Raw genomic sequence first — 20,367 nt, forward strand, 5'->3', positions numbered from 1 at the left:
CTTCCTTGAATTAGTTTCTTGCGCCAAAAATAGCGCTGCCGATACGAACTATGGTGCTTCCTGAGGCGATTGCTGCGCTCATGTCTGCGCTCATGCCCATCGAAAGGGTATCAAAATTTGGGTATTTTACTTTTAACGATTCAAAAACTTCTTCTAAAGATTCAAAGGCTTGCTTTTGCTTTTGAGGATCATCAGTTGGCGCAGGGATAGACATTAAGCCTCTTAGTTCAATATCCTCTAGCTTTGAAATCTCTTCACATAAAGGCGCGACATCTTGCAACAATACGCCTGATTTAGACGCTTCTTGGCTGGTATTGACTTGAATTAATACTTGTAACGGGGCCAATTGAGTAGGACGTTGATTGCTAAGTCTTTGGGCTATTTTAAGGCGATCGACAGAATGCACCCAATCAAAATGTTCAGCAATTAGCTTCGTCTTATTGGATTGAATGGGGCCGATAAAATGCCAAGTTAAAGCTTGATGTTGGGGATGATTTTGAAAGTGCAGGATTTTATCTACGCCTTCTTGGACATAGTTTTCACCAAACTCAAATTGATTGGCGTTAATCGCCGCTTCAATGGCTTCAATTGGCTTGGTCTTACTTACTGCAAGTAAGCGCACACTATTTTCTGGTCTGTTTGCATTTAGCTCATCTTGGCGAATGTTTTGTAAAATATGCGCTAAATTTTCTTGTATTGCCTGACTATCAATCACAATCATCCCTTTATCTATCTTATTTATAGGCTTTTATTCGTATAGGCTTTCAAAAAAGCTTTCTAAAATCACCACCGCAGATTGGCAGTCAATGTTTCCTTTGGAAAGCGCTTTATAGCCACCTTGTTCAAAAAGTTCGGCGCGAGCTTCAGCTGTTGATAATCTCTCATCATGCAACTCCACTTGATAGCCAAAACGGCCATGTAGGCGGTTGGCAAACTTGCGTGCGCGCGCGGTAATTTCTTTCAGATCTTGCCCTTGCATATCAGTGGGCAGGCCGACAACGATTAAATCTGGTTGCCACTCTTTGAGTTGGTTTTCTATATCTTGCCAGTTTGGGATCCCATCTTTGGCTTTAAAAGCTTTTAATGCACTGGCTGTCCCGGTAATTGTTTGGCCAATCGCTGAGCCAATACTTTTGGTGCCATAATCAAAGGCCATGATGGTTTGGTTGTTTTGTGTTGACATGATTTTGTCTATCCTGATTTATGCGTGTCCCGCATCTGGAGTCAATTGGATCTCATCGATCCCAAGCGCTTTAAGTGCCTCTTTCCAGCGTAGATGTATTGGCGTGTTGAAAATAATCTCAGGATCAGCTTCAACCGTTAACCAAGAGTTTTCAAGCAGCTCAGTTTCAAGTTGCATTGCATCCCAACCCGCATAGCCAAGTGCGACTAAATATTGTTGCGGCTCAGCTTCTGTCCCCAAAACGGTTAAGATATCTTTGGATGTGGTTAAGGTAATTTGATCATTAATTTGAATGCTAGATTGATATCTATCTTTCGGAGTATGCAGAATAAAACCACGATCTTCAGCCACAGGACCGCCATGAAAAACTGGGTTTTCTAAGTTCTTTAAACAAATTTGTGGATGGACAGGATCCACTTCGATTTGTTTGAGCATCTTGCCGACATTAATGTTTACGGCTTGATTGACAATTAAACCCATGGCACCTTCATCATTATGCTCACACATATAAATCAGGCTGTGATCAAAGCGCGTATCTTTCATACTTGGCGTGGCAATTAAAAAGTGATTCGTTAAATTCATACTTATCCTTTTTGCTTATGAGCCTTATGGGAACTCGCTTTAACTCTATATTTCTACTAAAAATTAGCGCTTGAGTTAAAGCGAGCACTGACTTATTTCTGCACGCGAGCTTCAATCGCATCCATTAGCTTGGCGGTAATTGAAATATCAAATGCTGCTTCAATCTCGCGGATACAAGTAGGGCTGGTGACGTTGATTTCGGTAAGTTTATCACCAATTACATCCAGTCCAACAAAGATCAAGCCTTTCTCTTTTAGCGTTGGCGCAACCGCTTTGGCAATAGCCCAATCCGTTTCACTTAATGGACGCGCTTCACCACGACCACCGGCAGCAAGGTTGCCGCGTGTTTCACCTTCAGCAGGAATACGCGCTAAGCAATATGGCATCGGCTCACCATCAACGACTAAAATACGCTTATCACCATTTGAGATATCCGGCACAAAAGTTTGCGCCATTGCGTACATTTGACCTTGGTTAGTCAAAGTTTCAATAATAACTGAAACGTTTGGATCGTCTTTTTTGACGCGGAAAATCGATGCGCCGCCCATACCATCAAGTGGTTTTAAGATGATATCACCATGTTTTGCTTGGAAAGCTTTAATGGTTTCAGCTTTGCGCGTCACAATCGTGGTTGGCGTAAGTTCTGGGAACCAAGCTGTGAATAGCTTTTCATTACAATCACGCAGACTTTGCGGTTTGTTAACGATGAGTGTTCCTTGTTCTTCAGCGCGCTCTAAAATATAAGTCGCATAGATATACTCGGTATCAAACGGAGGATCTTTACGCATTAAAACAGCATCAAGCTCACCTAGGTTGATCGTTTGCTCGCTGGTGAATTCAAACCATTTTTCAGGATTTTGCTCAAGCGTAACGATCTTCGTATCTGCAAGCGGTTTGCCTTGATCTAGGTGAAGATCAGCCATTTCCATGTAATGAATTTCATAACCTCGACGCTGAGCTTCAAGGAGCATCGCAAAGCTAGAGTCTTTCTTTATATTGATGGAAGCGATTGGATCCATCACGATCCCGATTTTTAGCATGAATTATCTCCTGTGCATGCGTCGAAAATGTCTACCTTGATCATTGAAAGCTTATTATGCCAAATCAAAGCAAATAAAAAATTAGCCAAGATCGCCAAAACGAACTTGTAGCGCTGTAATTGCCGTTAATGCTGCGGTTTCAGTGCGCAGAACGCGTGGGCCTAACAAGGTTTCCTCAAACGCATATTCTTCTGTCATTTCAATCTCTTTTGCAGAAAGACCACCTTCAGGGCCAATCAACAAACGTACTTTTGAAACAGGTGTCGGCAAGGTGTTAATTGAGTATTTGGCTCTTGGATGTAGGTTTAATTTTAAAGCTTCTGGATCTTCTTCTGCGCACCAATCTTCAAGCATCATCACTGGGCGAACCAATGGCACTTTATTGCGACCAGATTGCTCACACGCAGCAATTGCAATCTTTTGCCATTGATCGAGTTTTTTTGCCATGCGCTCTTGGTTTAACTTCACTCCACAACGCTCTGAAATTAAAGGCGTAATGGTATTGACTCCAAGCTCGACAGATTTTTGAATCGTAAACTCCATCTTATCACCACGAGAGATGACTTGACCAAGGTGTAAGTCTAAAGGTGATTCAATATTTACTTCTTTTGAATCAAGAAGATTGACTGAGACATGCTTCTTCGAAACTTGAGAAATCTCAGCTGAAAACTCAAACCCTGAGCCATCAAATAAAGTTAATGCTTGACCGACTTGCATACGTAACACTCGACCAACATGTCCTGCTGCATCGTCACTTAAATCCAGAGCGCCGAGTTGAGTAATAGGAGAGGGGTGATAAATTCGAGGGTTACGCATAATAGACCTGTTTTTGAAAAATATATAATGTCCTAATATGCGTGCGATAAGGGCAAAAAACAAGGGGCAGATAAAGGACACCCATGTTTTTATTGGCAAGCATCATGCACAAATGAATTGTGGTTGCCTTGTACCTTGGCAATTTTCTCATCACGCTCACATTCCCATTTGGTGACAGGGTAGGTTTTATTCCAAGCATTCATTAATTGAGTTTGCTGACGTGACAGATTGAACTTGTATTTTGAGTTCATATACAGGTACGTACGTGCAATGGCGCCACGTGATTGCTCTGGCGGCATGACAGCGCGGCCTTTAAAATCAACCTGCATCTCACATCTGCCATAACTTACACCACGGTTTTCATTCCACTGGCTAAAGTTGTAATTTGAACGATCGCCATTAACCTCCCCAACTGCTGGGGTGAGGTTGTGCATATCAGCTTCCATTCGTTTAAATTGGGAGTTTTTAGCACACTCCTTGCGTCCGCCATCTTGCCAACATTGAAGTTGATGGCCAAATTGCCATGCGGGGACGACATGCTCCCATTCGATTCGGTTGGCGCGTTTTTCTTGTTTGCGTACTTGATAGCCGCAAGAAGAAAGCATGGGTGTCCCTTTGTTATCTTGCCACTTAATCTCACAGCCACAATAAAAGGTTGGCTGTTTGCTGACGGCGTAGATATCGGTAGAAAGACGTTTTGCTTGAGAAAAAGAAGAAGCGGGTGTCCCTTCTTGATGACGAGCTGCTTGAGCAGAAAAACTGACAAGCGCTAATGAGCTTAGGAGTGGAAAGATAATCCGTAATGAATTATTTATTTTAGTTTCTAAATTGGAATGGTAACGAGTTGTTTGAAAGCGTTTTTTTGTAGACAACATATAAAAAGATTACAAATGAAAGAATATTGTCACAATCTTAACATTTTACTGTTTTTTATCACAGTATCATTGCACTTATTTGAAAGAAAAATACATTAAGATCTAAAGCTCTGGTGTAAAGACTAGGCTTTGATTACATTTTCGGCATAAGTATCTGGTTTGCTCTCGTTGTACCTTTAAGTGACGTCGTTTGGTTAATTCGTGATTTGAGCAATGACATTTATAAGAAAAAACAGGCCCTTGTACCGAAGTTACATCAAAACTGTGAGTAACTTGGGCTGGGCGTTGAAAGACTTTTTCCATAACCGCGCACCATTCTCTGCCATGAGGTTTGATGTTTGGGCGGGATTTTGCTGTTAAATGTGGTTGAATAAATCTATGATAGACGATTAAATGCGCAAGTTCGTGGGCTAACACGTCATCTATAAAAGCCTCTTGATTTTCAATCAATAATTTAGGGTTGAGGCGTATCTCCCAGGCTTGTAAATATGCTTTTCCTGCGACTTTACCTCTTAGTTTGAAATTTATCTGAGGGTATGGGAATTCTATTTTAAAACAATTATTTGCTTTAGATATTAGCTCATATAAGCGTGTTTCTAAGGCAAGCAATACTTGTGTGCTAATTAAAGGATGTTTGGCACTCGTCAACCAATCAGTTTGCATGGATATTCTCTATTACTGATATTATTGCTATGATGTGAGCTTTGTTCACTTCATACTTATTTGGATATAAAGATTAAGCGGCTTAATCTTACTTTGGATAGATAAACGGAATTACTCAATGAAATCCACCCCAGCGCTGAAATTAAGTACACGCTTGGTTGCCTTTGTGACTATGTTTGTTGTCACAGCTATGTTCATTATTTTTATTGGCGGCACGTTAACTTTAAAAAAAATGGGCGTCTCCTATGTGACAAGCCAGCTTCAAGATGTAACGCAAATTATTGATGAGCAAGTTTCAGTCAATCCTGATCTACCAGGAAAAGATTACTGGCTGCCTAAGCTCATGCGCTCACATAGTATTATTGAAATGCAAATGGAGCGCAATGGAAAGCTTTTTTATCAATACAAAGATCCCAACGCGACAGATACAGCTTTAGTTGATCTAAAAATTATTACCCAATCTTATGATTTTCAATTAAACCCGAGCTATTCAATTTCTTTTAAAGCGTCACCACCTTATGCTGATCAGTTTGATTCAAGTGATGCCTTTGCATCTTTAACCTTTGCTGTACTTTTTGTCGTATTTTGTCTATTTAAAGGCGTGAAGTGGTTAAAAGAGCAATTAATTGGATCTGAGCTTTTAGAGGAGCGTGGTCGGATGTTGCTTGCTGGCGAGCTTGAAAAGTATGCAGTTGGTGATGAAAGTGAGTGGCCACATACTGCCAGTCAGGCGTTAAACCGGCTTGTTGCTGAACTTCAGGATGCAAGGCAAGAGCGTAGCCGATTTGATACCTTTATTCGTACCCATACTTTCTTAGATCAGCTAACAGGCGCTGCGAATCGGGTTTTATTCGATTCAAAACTTGAATCAACGCTACAAGAAAGTGGTAATAATGGCGCTGTCATGGTGATGGCGATCCGAGATTGGGATGAAATCAAAGCTAAGCACACACCACAGGAGTGTGATGCCTTTATTTTAAGTGTTGCGCGCACCTTATCTAATTTATCTCAGCGTTACCCTCAAGCTGTGTTCTCGCGTTATTATGAGGCGCAATTTGCACTGCTTATTTCACACCAATCGGTTAAAGAAATCACCCGTTTAGCTCAGCAATCACTTAAACAACTCGAAAAACTGAACTCTGACTTACCCGAAGACCCTGATAATTGGTGCCATATTGGGTTAAGCTTTTTTGGTCAAGGGGAGCGTCGCGGCAAGATCTTAAATGAAGCTGAAATGGCGCTGCGTGAAGCTCAGGTTCTAGGCGTTAACACTTGGGGCAAGTATAAGAAAAATATAAATAAAACAGATGAATACAAGGGGCAAGTGCGCTGGCGTAATCTGTTTGACCAAGTCTTTGAGAAAAAAGAAATTTATTTATTTGAACAAATTGTTTATTCAGTTGAAGGTGATGAAAGACAAATCTTTAGCCGTGAGATCTTTGCACGGATTAAAGAGAATAATGAGATTATTAAAGCATCCCACTTTAGCAATGCATTAGAGCAAGTTGGCTACCAAGCGCGTTTTGACAAACTCACGATTGAAACGGCATTTAAGTATATTCGCACTGCGCCATCAGACAGGGAGTATAGTCTCAACTTATTTACCCAACCTTTTTCGAAGAAAGAATACAAAACTTGGTTTAGAGACTTTTTACTTCAACAACCAAAAAGTTTACTCAAACGCTTATCTTTTGAGTTTATTGAAGGGGAGATCATTGCTGACTTAGATAAAATGCGTCCGATACTACACTTAATCTCCGCTTTGGGAGCAAAAGTAATTATCGAGCAAGTTGGGCGAACTATTGTAAGTACTCACTACTTAAAAGGCATCAAGGTTGATGCAATTAAAATCCACCGAAGCTTGGTCAAGCAGATTGATAAACGCTCAGAGAATCAACTTTTTATTCGTAGTTTGATTGGGGCATGTCAGGATATAGAAATTTCAGCTTATGCGGTTGGAATTGAAAATGAACAAGAGTGTAAAGTCTTAAATGATGTCGGCATTCATGTCATACAAGGGCGTTATTTTAGCCCTGAGATGCAAGTTTATCCAGATCCGAGCCAAAAAAGTAAGATTACTGATAAAGTGAAACGTGTCATGCCTGGTAGACGTAATCGTTGGCGTCAGTAAGTCATTGCATTTTGTGTTTAGTGCTAATGCTTTAGAGTTAGTCAATGAAGCTTGGGTTTAGTTTTTATTTGTCTGACTTCAAATTTTTTTGAATAATTTATTCTCTTTACAAAATAAGATCTGAGAAAGCCCACAAACTTAAAGCTTAAGTCGCTCAATTTTTAGTGATTTGATCGAGTTTATACTAGCTAATGCTAAAATACCCACACTTTAATGATGTCTATGCTGAGGGTGTTTTGAAAGCTAAAGTTAAGCGTATTGGTTTTGCTTACATTGAAATAATGTTAATCATTTTAATCTTGATTATGCTTACTTTCGTCGCAGTACCATCATTTTTGGGATATCAAACCACTACAAAATCTGAACAATTACAGATGCTTGTAAAAAATGCACAAGGTGCAATGTCAATCATACGTCTAAAAGCTGCGAGTAAAGGTATTTCTCGCTTCGATAAGGCAGATCCTCGCGCAGTCATTACTATCAATAAAAAGCGTATTCGCCTCAATTATGGTTATCCGCAAGCAAGTTATTTTTCAGATATGATTGATGCACTCTCAGTTGACTTGCAACAAGAGTGGAAATCCTTAAATATCTATTCTATCTCAACAAGCGATATTGTTTATTCGTTGCCAGGCATTGACTGCCAAGTACGTTATCAAGAAGCCTTAAGCATGAAGCAACCTGCACAAATTGAGCTGCTTGGTGAGGTTTGTGATGGCGCATAAAGCACACTGAAAGCTAATGATTTTTATTTCTTTTCAGTCTTGTTGAATAAAAGCGAAGGATTTTCATGATTTCTGTTTGTAAATTATTTCACTTAGTAAAAAATATTAAAACTTAGAATGAATCGTTTGAATTCTTCCTTTGTTTTTATGTATACTTATGCACCAATTTTTAGTCATATCTTTTGACAGAATTTTGACCTACCGATCTTGCGGACGTGTTTATTTTCTGGACAATACACTGGTTCAGCGCAAACTAGCAACTATTTTGGTCGTTTGCCCCTTAAAAATACGTTTATACTTGCTGTATCGCCTATGCATTGGTACATTTAGCTTAATTTATTTTTCTTCTATTGTTAGTAGGATAACGAAGAGTCATGTTTAAAAAACTTCGTGGTATGTTTTCAAATGATTTGTCTATTGACTTGGGTACAGCCAATACCCTTATTTACGTCAAAGGACAAGGGATAGTTCTTAATGAACCGTCAGTTGTTGCGATTCGTCAAGATCGCGCGGGCTCAACAAAAAGTGTTGCCGCAGTCGGTCATGAAGCAAAGCAAATGTTAGGTCGAACTCCAGGAAACATTTCTGCGATTCGTCCAATGAAAGACGGCGTGATTGCTGACTTTTATGTGACGGAAAAAATGCTTCAGCACTTCATCAAGCAAGTGCATGATAATAGCGTCTTAAAACCAAGCCCACGCGTTCTTGTATGTGTGCCTTGTGGTTCAACTCAGGTTGAGCGTCGCGCAATCCGTGAATCAGCACTAGGTGCTGGCGCGCGTGAAGTATTTTTGATTGATGAGCCAATGGCTGCTGCAATTGGTGCCGGTCTACGCGTTTCAGAACCAACAGGTTCTATGGTTGTAGATATCGGTGGTGGTACAACTGAAGTTGCAGTGATCTCACTAAACGGTGTGGTTTACTCTTCATCTGTACGCATCGGTGGTGACCGTTTTGATGAAGCTATCATCAACTATGTGCGTCGTAACTACGGCAGCCTAATCGGTGAAGCGACAGCTGAAAAAATCAAGCATGAAATCGGATCTGCTTATCCTGGCGAAGAAATGATCGAAGTTGAAGTACGCGGTCGTAACTTAGCTGAAGGTGTGCCACGTAGCTTTAACCTAAATTCAAATGAAATTCTAGAAGCACTGCAAGAGCCTCTTACTGGTATCGTTTCTGCTGTGATGGCTGCCCTTGAGCAATGCCCACCAGAGCTTGCGTCTGATATTTCAGAGCACGGCATGGTACTAACAGGTGGCGGTGCGCTGCTACGTGATATTGATCGTCTACTGGCTGAAGAAACAGGTATTCCTGTTGTTGTTGCTGACGAGCCGCTAACTTGTGTAGCGCTTGGTGGTGGTAAAGCTCTCGATATGATCGATATGCATGGCGGTGATTTATTTAACGAAGAATAATAAAGCCTTAATACCCAAGTAGGTGTATGCTTGCTTGGGTATATTTGTATTTATTAACTAAGTTGCTTCACTCTCATTCGGTCTAACTCAATGAAACTAATTTTCGGTCGTGGCCCATCGCTACACCTTCGACTGCTTCTTGCAATTATCATTTCAGTCTCTTTCATCGTAGCAGACACGCGTCTTGATGTTTTCTCGCAAGTTCGTTATTACCTCAATTCATTTGTTTCCCCTGTGCAGTATGCTGCCAACCTTCCGCGTAACTTACTTGATGGTCTTTATCAAGGCTTTAGCTCGCGTGAAACCTTACAATCAGAAAACAAAAGACTAAAAAATGAGCTTTTACTCTTAAAAAGTGATGCACTTCTACTTACTCAATATAAAGAAGAAAATAATCGTCTACGTGAACTGTTAGGCTCACCTTATGTTCGAGATGAGCGTAAGATGGTGACCGAAGTTATGGCAGTGGATTCAACCTCTTATTCTCAACAAGTTGTGATTGATAAAGGCCGTATTGATGGGGTCTATGAAGGACAACCTGTGATTAATGAAAACGGTATTGTGGGTCAGGTAACTTTTGTTGCTGCGCATAATAGCCGTGTTTTATTGCTTTCTGATTCCAATAGCTCCATTCCTGTGCAGGTCGTACGTAATGATATTCGCGTGATTGCATCGGGCAATGGTGACTTGAATATGCTTCAACTTGAGCATGTACCAACCAGTACAGACATTCAAGTCGGTGACGTGCTGCTGACTTCCGGTTTAGGCGGACGCTATCCAGAAGGGTACCCTGTAGCGACGATTGTTTCGGTTGAAAATGATAGTCATCGACCGTTTGCCTTGATCCAAGCAAAACCTGAAGTTGATCTTGATCGTCTGCGTTATTTGCTATTGGTTTGGCCAAGTCCAGATCAAAGTCAGCAACAAGAGACTCCAGCGACACAAGATACTCAAGATGCAAGTACTCAACAGTTGATTAAAGCTCAAAATCAAGAAAATCAAGCGTCTGAGGATGCGGTTCGTGAAGCCATTTTAAATGCAGAACCGGATGTGACGGAGGTGCAGGTAGAAAAACCTGATGCAGATCAGAAGAAAACATCACTAGAGGCTGAAACAAATGGATAATCAACACGCCTTTCGAACCAAGTTGATCATTTGGCTTAGTTTAATCTTAGCGCTGATTTTACAAACCATTCCTTGGCCGGGCAACTTAGAGATGTATCGTCCACCTTGGGCGCTCTTGGTTCTTTTTTATTGGTCGCTTGCATTACCTCATCGTGCCAATGTTTTAACGGCTATGTTTGTTGGTCTAGCTTGTGATCTTCTTGCTGGTTCAACTTTAGGCATCCGCGGTCTAAGCATGTCGGTTTTGATTTATATTGCAGCAAGTAATTTTCAAGTCCTACGTAACCTTGCCTTATGGCAGCAAGCGATTGTATTTGGGATTTTAGCAGCGTTTGCCAAAGTGATTGAATTTTGTGGTGAATATTATATCCATCAAGGCAGTTTCAACCCTGGCATCTTATGGTCTGGAGTGGTCAGTTGTATCCTCTGGCCGTGGTTGTTTTTATTCTTACGCCAATTTAGACGACGCTGGAAAATGCGTTAACGGCATAAAATTGCCACTGAATGCTAAAATAATTCAAAATAAAGCAACAGATATAAACGGTGGCGAATGAGTCACCGTTTTTTGTATCATTTTTATGGTATAAGTAATATAGATAGTTGAAATTTAAGAATTCACCTTGAAATGGTGAGTGAATAAGGTGAATTGATGAGCGTACAATTAGAGAAAAACTTGCAGGGTGAATTGTGGTTAGCTTCCGGCTCCCCAAGACGCCAAGAGCTCCTTTGTCTTCTTAATTACCCATTTCAAGTTTGTGTTTCGGATATTGAGGAAGTGGTGCAAGCCACTGAGTCTGCCACCGACTACGTGCAGCGTTTATCAAAAGAAAAAGCACAGGCTGTGTATCAACTTAAGCAATCATCCACATCAGCAGAGACGAAAGTTGCCGTACTTGGCGCAGATACAATTGTCGTAAGCCAAGGTCAAATTTTAGAAAAACCTTCGGATCTTCAAGACTCTAAACGAATTTTATCTCTTTTATCTGGTCAAACCCATCAGGTCTATACCGCAGTCAGCTTAATCGCTGAATCTCAACTTGACGCCCCATATCAAGAAACTAAATTAATTGAAAGCCGAGTAAGCTTTAAGACTTTATCTGAAGAAGAAATGATTAACTATTGGCTCACGGGTGAGCCACAAGATAAAGCTGGCAGTTATGGCATTCAGGGTATTGGCGGTAAGTTTGTGACCCATATAGATGGGAATTACCATGGGATCATGGGGCTGCCTTTGTTTGATACGGATGAACTTATTCAGAATTATTTACGTCACTTAGGTGTGTCGAAACAACATTTTTTCAATTTAGGATCATAAAGGCAAAAATATGAGCGCAGAATTACTCATTAATGTGACGCCAAGTGAAACACGAGTTGCCATGATAGAGCAAGGTCAATTGCAAGAAGTGCATATTGAACGTGAAGCAAAGCGTGGCATAGTTGGCAATATTTATAAAGGTCGAGTCAGTCGAGTTCTCCCTGGAATGCAGGCAGCTTTTGTTGACATTGGTCTTGAAAAAGCAGCATTTTTACATGCATCGGATATCGTCCCACATACTGAATGCGTGGCAGAAAATGAACAAAAGCAGTTTCAAGTTCGTGATATTGCAGAGCTGGTTCGTCAAGGCCAAGATATCGTGGTGCAAGTGGTAAAAGATCCACTCGGCACTAAAGGTGCACGCTTAACCACTGATATTACGATTCCATCGCGCTACCTTGTGTTTATGCCAGGGGCTTCACATGTTGGCGTTTCACAACGTATTGAAGATGATACAGAAAGGCTAAGACTGAAGAAAATCGTCACCCCGTATTGTGACGAAGATGGTGGCTTCATTATTCGCACCGCAGCAGAAAGCGCGCGTGATAATGAATTAGCCCAAGACGCCGCATTCTTGAAGCGTTTATGGAAAAAAGTCATGGAGCGAAAGGCCAAAAGCAAACCACGCTCAATGCTATACGGTGAGCTTGAATTAGCACAACGAATTGTACGTGACTTTGTCGGTACAGAAATTAGTCATTTACAAGTCGACTCAAAACTTGCCTATGAAAAGCTCAAAGAGTTTAGCAGTGAGTTTGTGCCCGAGCTAACCGATAGGATCTCTTTGTATCAAGGCGATAAGCCAATCTTTGATATGTATGACACTGAAACCGAAATTCAGCGCTCGTTAGATAGAAAAGTTGAATTAAAATCAGGTGGTTATTTAATTATTGATCAAACTGAAGCGATGACGACGGTTGATATTAATACCGGTGCTTTTGTTGGCAGACGTAATCTTGAAGAAACGATCTTCAATACTAACGTGGAGGCGACACAAGCGATAGCGCGTCAGCTTAGACTAAGAAACTTAGGCGGCATTATTATTATCGATTTTATCGATATGCAAGAGCAAGAGCATAGAGATCGCGTGCTGCAATCATTAGAGTATGCGCTAAGTTTTGACCGCGTGAAAACCAATATCAATGGCTTTACTCAACTTGGTTTAGTTGAGATGACGCGTAAACGAACCAGAGAAAGTATTGAACATGTGTTGTGTTCGAGTTGTCCTACTTGTGATGGGCGTGGCAGTGTCAAAACTGTTGAAAGCGTTTGTTATGAAATCTTGCGTGAAATCACTCGTGTAAACCGAGCTTATGATGCCGATAAGTTTGTTGTTTATGCCTCGCCAGCAGTGGCTGATGCATTGCAAGGTGAAGAGTCTCATGCTCTTGGTGAGCTTGAAATATTTATTGGAAAAGAAGTAAAAATCAAAGCTGAGCCTTTATATGTGCAAGAGCAGTTTGATGTTGTCATGATGTAGGAGACTTGGGTGCGTCAGGTGAAAAATCTATTAAAATTATCTTTGCTGTGCGCAACGATTTTAGGCGTTGTTATTGCACTGCTTACGATAGGTTTACGTCTGACGCTGCCAAAGCTTGATCATTACAAACCACAAATTGAAAGCTATCTTGAAGATAAAACTGGTTTAGATTTTGACTTTGGAAAAATAGATGCGAAATGGCAAACCTTAATGCCATCTTTAGTCCTAAATGATCTTTCTGTCGATCTTAAGACCAAAATTCCTGCCAACTTATATGCCAAACAGATCGAATTACGTTTAGATTTACTCGGTTCTTTAATGGACCGTGAAGTTAAAGTAAAAGATCTAGTCCTCTCTAATGTCTATTTTGATGCGAGTCAGCTTGATGTGTTAGCCGATTCCGATGAGTCAACCGATGTAAGTAAGGTACTCAGACGGGTTCAAAATATCTTTTTTGAACAATTGGCAAACTTCTCGATTCTAGATTCAAATATTAAATTTATGAGTTTAGATGGTAAGGTGCGCGATCTAGAAATTGAAGAGCTACTTTGGCGTAATCTGGAGCAAAGGCACCAAGCAAAAGGCATGATAAGCCTTGCGGATGCCAATTTAAACCAAGTGCGCTTAATCGCTGATCTTATTGATGGAAAAAGCAAAGATAGTTTCGGCGGTAAAACCCTTTCAGGGGACGTTTACCTTGCTGCGTCCGAGGTGCAAGCACTACCTTGGCTACCGGATGAGATTCAAAAAAACTCAGGCATTGAAAGTGCGAGCTTGAGCTTTGAGTCTTGGTTGTCACTAAAAGATAACAAGATGCAAAGTGCAAGCCTAGCGTTGCAACCTTCCTCACTTTCTTGGATAAACCCAAAGACACAGCAACGTCAAAGCTTTGCGATCGAAAAGGGCTTGATTGATATTCAGCCACAAGGGTTAACCCAAAAAACAGATTTATATACCTCGCCTTGGAAAATTAATGCGACAGGGTTTCAAATCAAAACCGATACCCAAGAATGGCCGAATCTAAGTTGGCAACTTTATGGTCAGGATAAAGACTGGCTGTTAAATATTAATCAACTTCAAATCCAAGATGTCACGCCTTTAGTGAGCATTCTCCCTGCTGCGCAAGATTATGTGGCGCCTTTGCAAGATATCTCACCTGAAGGTTCAATTAAAGACATACGATTTCGCTATCAAAAACAACATTTGGATTATTCATTTGATTTAGATGACGTCAAAGCAAATCAATATCAATCAGCGCCAGGGGTCAATAATCTATCTGCTAGGGTGACAGGTACAGAAAAATCCGCACAAGTTTTGATAGCCCTTGAAGACAGCGTCATGCCATTTGGTGGGACATTTTTAGAGCCGATTAAGGTTGATCATGCTGCAATTGAGTTAGCGCTAACGAAAACTGAGCAAGGGCTTACTCTCACTCTTCCTAAAGTTGATATTAAAACACCTGAAATCAATGTGTTAGGTGAGATTACTGTCCAGTTTAAAAAGGGACACCCACCTTTCTTGTCTATGTACGCAGAAACCGACTTGATGGATATCGGCGAGATCTGGCGCTATTTACCGGCGAAAGTGATTAGTCCGTACATGATGAACTACCTCTCTACTTCGATTCAAGGTGGTTATGCAAATACGGCTAAATTAGTCTGGTCGGGCGATCTTTCTGAGTATCCTTACAAAGAGAAGCAAGGGATTTTTGAGGCGAGCATTCCATTGCAGGACACCCGTTATGCATTCTTAACCACTTGGCCTGCGATTGAAGATGCGCAACTGGATCTGAATTTCATTAATGACGCGCTTTATTTTAGCTCCAAGCATGCCAAAACTATGGATGTTACCGCGACGAGTTTAGAAGCTGTGATCCCACACTTAAACGGTCAAGGGCATATTGAGCTTCAAGCTAAATTAGAGGGTGAAGGGCAAGCGGTACGCCAATATATGGCGGCATCTCCATTGGTTGAAACCGTAGGCGCGGCGTTAAATACGGTTCAGGTCGATGGCTTAGTTAAGGCCGGCTTGAATTTGAATATTCCGTTTAATAACAAAGAGTCAAAAGTTGCAGGTTATGCCCTGTTAGATGGTAATCCAATTCATGTCACTAAGCCTGATATGCAGTTTTCAGATGTAAAAGGCCGAATTGATTTTCTTAATGATGTGGTGACGGCGAAAAAGCTCAACGCGACTTGGTTAAATCAGCCGGTTGTGATTGCTTTTAACGGCAAAAAAACAGCCAAAGGTTATCAAGTTAAACTCAATAATAAAGCCACTTGGGATTTAGTCAAACTGCAAAAAACTGTCCCAGAACCATGGCTCAAACCGCTTAAAGGTGATATGCCGTGGGAGCTTGATTTAGACCTCTTGATGCGCGATGTAGGGATGCAATATCAAATCAATACGAAAGCGGATCTTAATCGTGTGCAGAGTAATTTTCCATCCCCATTGGGTTTAGCATCAGGAAATAAGCAAAAGGGTGGCTTTAGTGTCAAAGGGGACACCCAAGCTTTAGATTTGAATCTAGACCTGCCGTATTTGAAATATCAAGCGCGGATGGATCTTACTCAAGATGATTTAGATATTACTGCGAGCCGTGCGGTTGTGGGAAATGGCAGCTTTGCTTCATCTTTACCGGCAAATGGGACACATAAGCTTGAGCTAAATGCGCGGGAGCTTCATCTTGATCCTTGGATTAGCTTTTTAACTTCTAAAAAAGGCCCTGTGAGCAAGGCGCAAACACAAAAGAGCTTGCTTGACCTGCCTGCCCCAAATCAATTTGAAGCTAGGCTGGGGCATTTAAATGCCGCGAATACAAATTGGTATAAAGTCAATTTAGATGCTAAACCAACGGCGCAAGGCTGGGAATTTAACGCTGATTCACAAGAGTTAAAAGGGGCGGCGCTCTGGCGAAATAGAGAGCCAAACAATCAATTAGATATTAATTTAACGCGCTTACATATTAATTTACCCGAAGATAAAGCAAGTCAAACGCCAAAACCAAGTCGTTACCCTGGCTTGACTCAAGAGGAGCGTCGTTTATTTGAATTTTTTCCTAATTTAAATTTAACAATCAAAGCATTATGGCTACAGGGGTATCGCTTAGGAAACCTTGAAATGCACGTTGCTCGTGAGCAAAATCGCCTTGATTGGAAGAAGTTAGAATTAACCACGGGTTCGAATCGATTAGAAGCGAAAGGCTATTGGCAGGTAAATGGCGATCATACCAACTCAAACTTTAATTTTAGAATTGCTGGGGATAATAACTCAGAGTTAATGGAGCGCTTTGGTTTAAGCTCCGGTCTACAAAAAGCCAAGTTTAACCTTGATGCGCAATTACGTTGGCAGGGCACGCCATGGAGCATGGATGTCCCAAGTTTAAATGGTAACCTATCGACCAAATTTAGTGATGGTGTGATCACTGGGGTCAATAATGGTGCAGTGAAATTATTAGGTATTTTCAGTTTAGATTCGATTATGCGTAAGATGCGGTTGGACTTTACTGGTGTATTTGATGATGGCTTGGCCTTTAAATCTATTTCAGGGACCGGCAAGATATCTAAAGGTATCTTTGTGACCAATGATATTGAAATGGAAGCGGTAGCCGGTGACATGAGCTTAAAAGGACGCGCCGATTTATATAAACGCTTAGTGGATGCTGAGGTGACTTTTGTACCAGATTTAACATCTAGCATTCCTGTGCTTGCCGCCTTTGCTGTGACGCCGCCGACTGCTGTGGCCGTATTTGCGATTACTAAGCTATTAAATCCTGTAGTAGATGTGATCACTAAAGTTGAATATGGGGTGAAAGGGCCATTTGATTCGCCAAAAGTGACGGAGCTTTCACGCACTAAAGGTGAATATAAATTGCAAGATGAAGTACAAGCTAAAAACTAAGGCTATACTTTCAATTAGTTAGTTTTATCATAAATGAGATGCAAGGAGAGCGTATGTCACAAGTTGGTTTGATTCAAATGACCTCAAGTGCGAACCCAGATGAGAATTTAGCCTTTATTGAAGAGTCATTAAAACAGCTCGTTGCCACAGGCGTCGATTGGGTTGTATTACCTGAAAATGCACTCGTTTTTGGCTCCACACAAGACTATCACCAAGCTGCAGAAGCTTTGGGCGATGGGCCAATTCAACGCCAAATCGCGCAACTTGCCAAGCAATATCGAGTGTGGATCTTAGTCGGCGCTTTTCCGCTGCAAACCCAGCAAGGCGTCACGACAAGCAGTCTTTTGTTTGATGCCAATGGCGCGCTGCAAGCGCATTATGACAAGCTGCATTTATTTGATGTGGACGTCACGGATGATCATGGCGCTTATCGTGAATCCGATAGTTTTGTCGCTGGTGATAAAGTGGTGACAGCAGATACGCCTTTTGGCCGTTTAGGCTTAACGATTTGTTATGACTTACGTTTTCCTATGCTGTTTCAGTCATTAAAAGCACAAGGCGCTGAGGTTTTGATTGTGCCTGCTGCTTTTACTTATGTGACAGGTGAGGCGCATTGGCAAACGCTTTTACAAGCACGCGCCATCGAGACGCAATGTTGGGTTGTTGGTGTCGGCCAAACTGGCACCCATCCAAATGGTCGCCAAACGTGGGGGCACTCCATGGTGATTAACCCTTGGGGTGAAATTGTTGCGAGTTTATCAAAGACAACAGGCCAGATAACCGCTACCATAGACCTTAAGCAAAATGAATCACTTGCACAAAAAATGCCACTGTCTCAGCATAGCCGCTTTCAAGCCAAGTTGATTGAATAAATCACGCGAGTCATGCTTAAGTGAATGATTTTATAATTACAGAAGTTTTTTCATAAGGTGAAGTATTAACTATTATGAGCATCAATCAAGTTGAACAATCTCTACTCGCGCCATCAGGCCTCACCACGAGCGATCTTGAATCTAGCCTTGCTAGCATTTTGACCCGTGATGTCGATTACGCCGACCTTTATTTTCAATCAAGCTGGCACGAAAGCTTAGTGCTTGAAGATAGCATTATCAAAAATGGCTCGTTTAATATCGACCGTGGCGTCGGTGTGCGTGCGATTAGCGGTGAAAAAACAGGTTTTGCCTATTCAGACCAAATTGATTTAACCGGTTTAAATCAAAGTGCGATTGCTGCCCGTGGGATTGCCACCAGTGGTCAAAATGCTGTTCAACCTATCTTAAAAGCTGTTGATTATAAAAAGTATTATCAAGCTATTAACCCGCTTGATAGTCTTGAAAAACAAGAAAAAATCGATTTATTAAAACAAGTTGATGCTTATATTCGCGCCAAAGAGCCACTGATTTCTGAAGTCTCAGTTAGCCTAAGCGGCGTGTATGAAGAAGTTTTAATTGCGGCAAGTGATGGTACTTATGCAGCAGATGTACGCCCGCTGGTTCGCTTATCCATTAGCGTGTTAGTTGAAAAAGGCGATCGCCGTGAGCGCGGCAGCTCAGGTGGTGGTGGCCGTCACTCATATAAAGAATTTTTAGCTGAAGAAGATGGCAAAATCTTAGCGCTGCACTTTGCCGATGAAGCTGTGCGTCAAGCTTTAGTCAACTTGCAAGCGATTGATGCGCCGGCTGGGACTATGCCTGTTGTGCTTGGTGGCGGTTGGCCGGGTGTATTGCTACATGAAGCTGTTGGACATGGCCTTGAAGGGGACTTTAACCGTAAAGGCTCTTCTGTATTCTCAGGTAAGATTGGCGAGCAAGTGACATCTAAACACTGCACGATTGTTGATGATGGCACTATGCATAACCGTCGCGGCTCACTATCTGTTGATGATGAAGGTGTTCCGGGTAAATATAATGTATTGATTGAAAATGGCATTTTAAAAGGCTATATGCAAGATAAGCACAATGCAGGGCTGATGGGCGTTGCGCCAACAGGGAATGCACGTCGTGAGTCGTATGCACATTTGCCGATGCCGCGTATGACCAATACTTATATGCTTGCAGGTGAACATTCACCAGAAGAGATCATTTCAACAATTGAAAACGGCCTGTACGCGCCAAACTTTGGTGGTGGTCAGGTTGATATCACTTCAGGTAAATTTGTATTCTCAGCCTCTGAAGCTTACTTAATTGAAAATGGTCAAGTGACTAAACCTGTGAAAGGTGCAACTTTGGTTGGCTCTGGCATCGAAGCCATGCAGCAAGTGTCTATGGTTGGTAATGATTTATCAATTGATAAAGGTGTTGGCGTGTGTGGGAAGGCAGGGCAAAGTGTACCGGTTGGGGTCGGTCAACCGACGCTGAAACTCGATGCTATTACTGTTGGTGGTACGCAGTAAGTTATTCTTACTCATTGATTAAATAGAAAAGCGGCATATCAAAGTGATGATTGATATGCCGCTTTTTTGTTAGCTATACCCAAAATAGTTTCAACCATGCAGGGTATAAATAATCTTATTCTTCGCCTAAGCTTTTTAAGATCTGGAAGATCTCACGTGATGCTTTTGGCGCTTTGTTGCCATCTTTTTCTTTTTTCGCTTGGCGTGCAAGTTGACGCATGCGCTGGCGATCAAGATCTGGATATTCTTCGATGAGCTCATTAATCGCGGTATCCACTTCTTCGATAATACGATCACGCTGCTGCTCAAGTTTATGCAGATGCGCACTGGCTTGGTTATGCTTGTTACGCACTTTATCAAGCTCAGCTTGGATAGGCTCAGGATCAACCTGACGCATCAGTTTGCCGATATATTGAAGTTGACGACGCTTGGCTTCGTTCTTAAAACGCTGCGCATTGGCAATCGCTTCACGCATTTCATCTTCTAACGGGAATTTTTCAAGTACAGAAGGTTTCAGCTCAACCAGCTCTTCGCCAAGTTTCTGTAGTGCTTCCATATCTTGCTTCATCTCGGTTTTACTTACCCAGATGATTTCCTCTTCTTCTTCCCAAGGCGCTTTTTGATTTTTACGTGCCATAATCTATTTTATTCTCACAATTTTTTGTCATTAGAGGTCAATTACTCCTATTTTAACAAGAAATTCGCCTTCAAGCTTGGTATTC

The 20,367-nt window shown here is 41.5% G+C and carries 18 protein-coding genes; 10 read left to right on the forward strand and 8 right to left on the reverse strand.

Translation table 11 applies throughout. From position 1 onward, the window contains the following. Nucleotides 1-10 precede the first annotated feature (10 nt). The 7 genes from AC2VOY_RS08990 to AC2VOY_RS09020 all read right to left on the reverse strand — a co-directional run bounded on the left by AC2VOY_RS08990 (nt 11) and on the right by AC2VOY_RS09020 (nt 5,159). Entirely contained in the window at nt 11-715 is a 705-nt protein-coding gene (locus AC2VOY_RS08990) for a YggS family pyridoxal phosphate-dependent enzyme (RefSeq protein ID WP_491830982.1), read from the reverse strand. A 33-nt stretch (nt 716-748) separates the two neighbouring features. Further along, complete coding sequence (gene ruvX / locus AC2VOY_RS08995; RefSeq protein WP_491830983.1) at nt 749-1,183, reverse strand: Holliday junction resolvase RuvX; 435 nt, start codon at nt 1,181-1,183, stop codon at nt 749-751. An 18-nt stretch (nt 1,184-1,201) separates the two neighbouring features. Further along, the gene (locus AC2VOY_RS09000; protein ID WP_491830984.1) at nt 1,202-1,765 is read right to left on the reverse strand and encodes a YqgE/AlgH family protein; all 564 of its coding nucleotides are present in this window, start codon (nt 1,763-1,765) and stop codon (nt 1,202-1,204) included. Between the two features lie 92 nt (nt 1,766-1,857). Then, on the reverse strand, nt 1,858-2,805 hold the full coding sequence (gshB, locus tag AC2VOY_RS09005; protein WP_491830985.1) for a glutathione synthase: 948 nt from the start codon (nt 2,803-2,805) through the stop codon (nt 1,858-1,860). 81 nt (nt 2,806-2,886) lie between these two features. Continuing rightward, on the reverse strand, nt 2,887-3,621 hold the full coding sequence (gene rsmE / locus AC2VOY_RS09010; protein ID WP_491830986.1) for a 16S rRNA (uracil(1498)-N(3))-methyltransferase: 735 nt from the start codon (nt 3,619-3,621) through the stop codon (nt 2,887-2,889). 89 nt (nt 3,622-3,710) lie between these two features. After that, nucleotides 3,711-4,496 (reverse strand): endonuclease, encoded by a 786-nt coding sequence (locus tag AC2VOY_RS09015; RefSeq protein WP_491830987.1) that lies wholly within the window; start codon nt 4,494-4,496, stop codon nt 3,711-3,713. 102 nt (nt 4,497-4,598) lie between these two features. Continuing rightward, the gene (locus tag AC2VOY_RS09020; protein ID WP_491830989.1) at nt 4,599-5,159 is read right to left on the reverse strand and encodes a SprT family zinc-dependent metalloprotease; all 561 of its coding nucleotides are present in this window, start codon (nt 5,157-5,159) and stop codon (nt 4,599-4,601) included. Between the two features lie 118 nt (nt 5,160-5,277). On the opposite strand from AC2VOY_RS09020, the gene csrD reads away from it, so the two are divergent. The 10 genes from csrD (at nt 5,278) to tldD (ending at nt 19,645) form a co-directional block, all read left to right on the forward strand. Beyond that, nucleotides 5,278-7,290: an RNase E specificity factor CsrD gene (csrD, locus tag AC2VOY_RS09025; RefSeq protein WP_491830991.1), complete on the forward strand. Its 2,013-nt coding sequence runs from the start codon at nt 5,278-5,280 to the stop codon at nt 7,288-7,290. A gap of 191 nt (nt 7,291-7,481) precedes the next feature. Then, nucleotides 7,482-8,015, forward strand: a complete 534-nt coding sequence (locus AC2VOY_RS09030; protein ID WP_491830992.1) for a hypothetical protein — start codon at nt 7,482-7,484, stop codon at nt 8,013-8,015. 374 nt (nt 8,016-8,389) lie between these two features. Next, nucleotides 8,390-9,433: a rod shape-determining protein gene (locus AC2VOY_RS09035; protein ID WP_491830993.1), complete on the forward strand. Its 1,044-nt coding sequence runs from the start codon at nt 8,390-8,392 to the stop codon at nt 9,431-9,433. 90 nt (nt 9,434-9,523) lie between these two features. Continuing rightward, on the forward strand, nt 9,524-10,558 hold the full coding sequence (gene mreC, locus AC2VOY_RS09040) for a rod shape-determining protein MreC (RefSeq protein ID WP_491830995.1): 1,035 nt from the start codon (nt 9,524-9,526) through the stop codon (nt 10,556-10,558). After that, entirely contained in the window at nt 10,551-11,042 is a 492-nt protein-coding gene (gene mreD / locus AC2VOY_RS09045; RefSeq protein WP_491830996.1) for a rod shape-determining protein MreD, read from the forward strand. Before mreC ends, mreD begins: the two co-directional genes overlap by 8 nt. Nucleotides 11,043-11,207: 165 nt before the next feature. After that, on the forward strand, nt 11,208-11,873 hold the full coding sequence (locus AC2VOY_RS09050) for a Maf family protein (protein WP_491830997.1): 666 nt from the start codon (nt 11,208-11,210) through the stop codon (nt 11,871-11,873). A 10-nt stretch (nt 11,874-11,883) separates the two neighbouring features. Next, nucleotides 11,884-13,353 carry a ribonuclease G gene (gene rng / locus AC2VOY_RS09055; protein ID WP_491830998.1) on the forward strand — a complete coding sequence of 490 codons (1,470 nt, stop codon included), beginning with the start codon at nt 11,884-11,886 and terminating at the stop codon, nt 13,351-13,353. A gap of 18 nt (nt 13,354-13,371) precedes the next feature. Then, complete coding sequence (locus AC2VOY_RS09060) at nt 13,372-17,253, forward strand: YhdP family protein (protein ID WP_491830999.1); 3,882 nt, start codon at nt 13,372-13,374, stop codon at nt 17,251-17,253. Between the two features lie 53 nt (nt 17,254-17,306). Beyond that, nucleotides 17,307-18,125 carry a carbon-nitrogen hydrolase family protein gene (locus tag AC2VOY_RS09065; protein ID WP_491831000.1) on the forward strand — a complete coding sequence of 273 codons (819 nt, stop codon included), beginning with the start codon at nt 17,307-17,309 and terminating at the stop codon, nt 18,123-18,125. A 74-nt stretch (nt 18,126-18,199) separates the two neighbouring features. Further along, a complete protein-coding gene (gene tldD, locus AC2VOY_RS09070) occupies nt 18,200-19,645 on the forward strand; it encodes a metalloprotease TldD (protein ID WP_491831001.1) in 1,446 nt (481 codons plus the stop codon). Between the two features lie 115 nt (nt 19,646-19,760). Here tldD and yjgA read toward each other — a convergent pair whose 3' ends face one another. After that, nucleotides 19,761-20,282, reverse strand: a complete 522-nt coding sequence (gene yjgA / locus AC2VOY_RS09075) for a ribosome biogenesis factor YjgA (protein WP_491831002.1) — start codon at nt 20,280-20,282, stop codon at nt 19,761-19,763. Nucleotides 20,283-20,367 lie beyond the last annotated feature (85 nt).

This window comes from Vibrio sp. KMM 9700, from assembly GCF_058545285.1.

Excerpts from the sequence above, each read along its gene's own strand:
- ruvX (WP_491830983.1), bottom strand. The coding sequence starts at position 1,183 with ATGTCAACACAAAACAACCAAACCATCATGGCCTTTGATTATGGCACC.
- AC2VOY_RS09000 (WP_491830984.1), bottom strand. The coding sequence starts at position 1,765 with ATGAATTTAACGAATCACTTTTTAATTGCCACGCCAAGTATGAAAGAT.
- gshB (WP_491830985.1), bottom strand. The coding sequence starts at position 2,805 with ATGCTAAAAATCGGGATCGTGATGGATCCAATCGCTTCCATCAATATA.
- rsmE (WP_491830986.1), bottom strand. The coding sequence starts at position 3,621 with ATGCGTAACCCTCGAATTTATCACCCCTCTCCTATTACTCAACTCGGC.
- AC2VOY_RS09015 (WP_491830987.1), bottom strand. The coding sequence starts at position 4,496 with ATGTTGTCTACAAAAAAACGCTTTCAAACAACTCGTTACCATTCCAAT.
- AC2VOY_RS09020 (WP_491830989.1), bottom strand. The coding sequence starts at position 5,159 with ATGCAAACTGATTGGTTGACGAGTGCCAAACATCCTTTAATTAGCACA.
- csrD (WP_491830991.1), top strand. The coding sequence starts at position 5,278 with ATGAAATCCACCCCAGCGCTGAAATTAAGTACACGCTTGGTTGCCTTT.
- AC2VOY_RS09030 (WP_491830992.1), top strand. The coding sequence starts at position 7,482 with ATGCTAAAATACCCACACTTTAATGATGTCTATGCTGAGGGTGTTTTG.
- AC2VOY_RS09035 (WP_491830993.1), top strand. The coding sequence starts at position 8,390 with ATGTTTAAAAAACTTCGTGGTATGTTTTCAAATGATTTGTCTATTGAC.
- mreC (WP_491830995.1), top strand. The coding sequence starts at position 9,524 with ATGAAACTAATTTTCGGTCGTGGCCCATCGCTACACCTTCGACTGCTT.
- mreD (WP_491830996.1), top strand. The coding sequence starts at position 10,551 with ATGGATAATCAACACGCCTTTCGAACCAAGTTGATCATTTGGCTTAGT.
- AC2VOY_RS09050 (WP_491830997.1), top strand. The coding sequence starts at position 11,208 with ATGAGCGTACAATTAGAGAAAAACTTGCAGGGTGAATTGTGGTTAGCT.
- rng (WP_491830998.1), top strand. The coding sequence starts at position 11,884 with ATGAGCGCAGAATTACTCATTAATGTGACGCCAAGTGAAACACGAGTT.
- AC2VOY_RS09065 (WP_491831000.1), top strand. The coding sequence starts at position 17,307 with ATGTCACAAGTTGGTTTGATTCAAATGACCTCAAGTGCGAACCCAGAT.
- tldD (WP_491831001.1), top strand. The coding sequence starts at position 18,200 with ATGAGCATCAATCAAGTTGAACAATCTCTACTCGCGCCATCAGGCCTC.
- yjgA (WP_491831002.1), bottom strand. The coding sequence starts at position 20,282 with ATGGCACGTAAAAATCAAAAAGCGCCTTGGGAAGAAGAAGAGGAAATC.